We start from the raw sequence: 2723 nt of genomic DNA, 5'->3' as shown, positions 1-2723 counted from the left end.
GCGGGGCTCGGGCGCGCGGGGCTCGGGCGCGCGGGGCTCGGGCGCGCGGGGACGGTCCGCGCGGGCCGCCATCGCCTGGTCTCACCAGCCGTCCTTGGCGGCGCCGATGAAGCTGGCGGCCGGTGGCAGCAGCGGCAGGATGGTGGCCTGGTAGGCGTGGTAGACGTCCGGCCGGCCGGACCACACCCGGGCCGAGGGACGGTTGCCCGCGTCGAGCTCGTGGCGCCAGGACCCGTCCCGCTCGTCGAGCAGGTAGCGCCGGGCATACGCCCACCAGCGCGCGAAGTCGTCCCCGGCGGAGGCCTGCCCGGTGTCGCGCCACAACGTCCACGCGGCGGCGATCGCCTCGGCCAGCACCCAGTGCATCCGCTCGCGCACCACCGGCCGATCCTGAAAGTCGGTGGTGTAGACGAAGCCGGGCGCGCCGTCCACGTCCCAGCCGCGGCCCACCCCGGCCCGGTATAGCCGGCCGGCGGACTCCAGCAGCCACCCCGGGGCCTTCGCACCGAGCGCGGTGCGCGCGTGCAGCGCCAGCCGGGACCACTCGATCAGGTGCCCGATGGTGACCCCGTAGGGCCGGAACTGGTCGTCCGGCCGGTCGATGTTGTAGTCCAGCAGCGGGCGCCACTGCTGGTCGAAGTGCTCCGACAGCCGCCAGTCGTGCTCGCGGGCGAACCCGTCCACGACCCGGGTCAGGATGCGCACCGCCCGGTCCAGCCAGACCCGGTCGCCGGTGACCTCGGCCGCGGCCAGGAACGCCTCCACGGTGTGCATGTTCGCGTTCACGCCCCGGTACGGGTCCAGCACGGTCCAGTCGGCGTCCCACACGTCGGCCACCAGGCCCTGGTCCTCGTCCCAGAACCGCTCCAGCACCACGCCCAGGGCCTCCTGCAGCAGGCTCGGCCCGTCCGGGTGGCCGGCCCCGGTGGCCGAGGCCGCGGCCAGCACCACGAAGGCGTGCGCGTAGCCCTCCTTGACCCGCCCGGCCGGGCCCGCCGAGGAGAACCACCCGCCGTGCGTCCGGTCGCGCAGCACCGAGCCCAGCGCCGCCACGCCACGGTCGACGTACTCGCCGGCCGAGCCGTCCCCGTGCAGCGCTGCCAGGGCGAACACGTGCGTCATCCGGCAGGTGATCCACGTCTCGACCGGGCGGTCGGCCACCAGCCGGCCCGCGTCGTCGAGCCAGCCGAACCCGCCACCCGGGTCCGCCGCCCGCCGGGCGAACCCCACCAGCCGCGCCGCGTCGGCCTCCAGACGCGCCCGCTCCTCGGGCGAAAGCACAGCCGGCGTCTGCGTCACGACATCCTCCTCGGGTCGGGCGGCCGCGGTGCGACCGGGCTCGGATGTCCGAAGTCTGGCAGAGCGGCACGTCGTTCTGCCCGGCGCCGCCTCCGCGAGGTACCCGACGGCCTACGAGGAACGCCCCCGAGCCCGCCCTGACCGCGTGGCGCGGTGGGCGGCATACCCCTTGCCTGTATGCCGCCGAGCCGGCGCCTGCGCGCGGACGCGGGCGCCTGTGGGCGGCGCGGACCCCCGGCACCGCGGTTGCGGAATGCTTGGCCGGGTGAGGCGAGGGAGGCACCATGACTGTTGTGACCACATCGAGCTGGGGTCTGCCGTTCACCGAGCACGACCTCGCTGCGCTGCCCGATGACGGGCGCCGCCACGAGATCATCGACGGGGTGCTGATCGTGACCCCGTCGCCGGTGACCGTGCACCAGCGGTGTGTGGTCCGGCTGCTCGCGGTGCTCTTCCCCGCCTGCCCCGAGGGGCTCGAGGTCCTCGTGGCCCCGTTCGACGTGCGTCTCGCGGACGACACCGTGATCCAGCCGGACGTGCTCGTCTGTCGGCGCGCCGACCTGACCGACTCGAACCTGCCGGTCGCGCCGGTACTCGCGGTCGAGGTCCTCTCGCCGAGCACGCGCCTGATCGACCTGAACCTCAAGCGGTCGCGGCTGGAGCGGGCCGGCTGCCGGTCGTACTGGGTCGTCGACCCGGAGGTCCCGTCGCTGACTGCTTGGGACCTCGTCGAGGGTGCCTACGTCGAGGTGGGCCGGGTGCAGGGCGGCGAGGTCTTCGAGCCGGCGCTGCCCTATCCGGTCCGGGTCGTGCCGGGCGCGCTGGTGGCCTGAGCCGGGTCGGCGCTGCGGTGCCGGCCCAGGGGTGGGCCGGCTACGGGTCAGCCGACTACGGGTCAGCCGACTACAGGTCAGGCGACTACGGGTCAGCGCGCGGGACGGCTCGCGGCGGGCGCGCCGAGCTGCCCGAGCTGGCGCAGCAGGGCCATGTCGTCGCTGACGATCCAGCGCTCGACCACGAGGCCGGCGTCGTTGAAGCGGCGGAAGGTCATCGCGTCCCACTCGAGGACCTTCCCGGTGGGACGTACCCCGTGCAGGGCGCCCTCGTGGGTGCCGCGGTAGACGTGCCGGGTCGCAACCAGGTCGCCGCTGGCCGCGGAGTCCTCGACCGTCGAGGTGACGTCGGGCAGCGCATCCCGCATCGAGGTGAGGAACTCGCGGTGCCCCGAGACGGTGGGCTCGAGGTGCTCGGGGAGCCCGTGCACCACCGCGTCCGGCGCGTAGCTCGCCAGGTAGCCGTCCAGGTCGCCGGCGTTGAACGCCGCGATCGCGTTGAGGGTGTTCTGCCTGTTCCGTTCCGCGTCCATGCCCCAGTCTCGCCCGAGTCGGGGCCTCTTGCCCAGTGACCCGCGCGGCCCGGTCGGG

3 protein-coding genes are annotated in these 2723 nt (G+C 74.6%); 1 reads left to right on the top strand and 2 read right to left on the bottom strand.

Annotation, left to right across the window (positions count from 1 at the left end):
• Nucleotides 1-81 precede the first annotated feature (81 nt).
• Nucleotides 82-1299 carry an AGE family epimerase/isomerase gene (locus tag WMI84_RS17940; RefSeq protein ID WP_347355137.1) on the bottom strand — a complete coding sequence of 406 codons (1218 nt, stop codon included), beginning with the start codon at nt 1297-1299 and terminating at the stop codon, nt 82-84.
• 284 nt (nt 1300-1583) lie between these two features.
• Between WMI84_RS17940 and WMI84_RS17935 the strand changes: the two genes are divergently transcribed.
• The gene (locus WMI84_RS17935) at nt 1584-2132 is read left to right on the top strand and encodes a Uma2 family endonuclease (protein WP_347355136.1); all 549 of its coding nucleotides are present in this window, start codon (nt 1584-1586) and stop codon (nt 2130-2132) included.
• A gap of 92 nt (nt 2133-2224) precedes the next feature.
• On the opposite strand, the gene WMI84_RS17930 is transcribed toward WMI84_RS17935, so the two are convergent.
• Nucleotides 2225-2723 (bottom strand): ester cyclase (locus WMI84_RS17930; RefSeq protein WP_347355135.1); only part of this gene is annotated, 499 nt, incomplete at its 5' end.

The sequence above is a fragment of the Intrasporangium sp. genome (genome assembly GCF_039812505.1).
GTDB lineage: Bacteria > Actinomycetota > Actinomycetes > Actinomycetales > Dermatophilaceae > Intrasporangium_A.
Note: the sequence above shows the minus strand (reverse complement) of the source record. Positions and strands in the feature narration are given on the sequence as shown.

Coding starts and splice junctions, on each gene's coding strand:
- WMI84_RS17935 (WP_347355136.1), top strand. CDS start 1,584: ATGACTGTTGTGACCACATCGAGCTGGGGTCTGCCGTTCACCGAGCAC.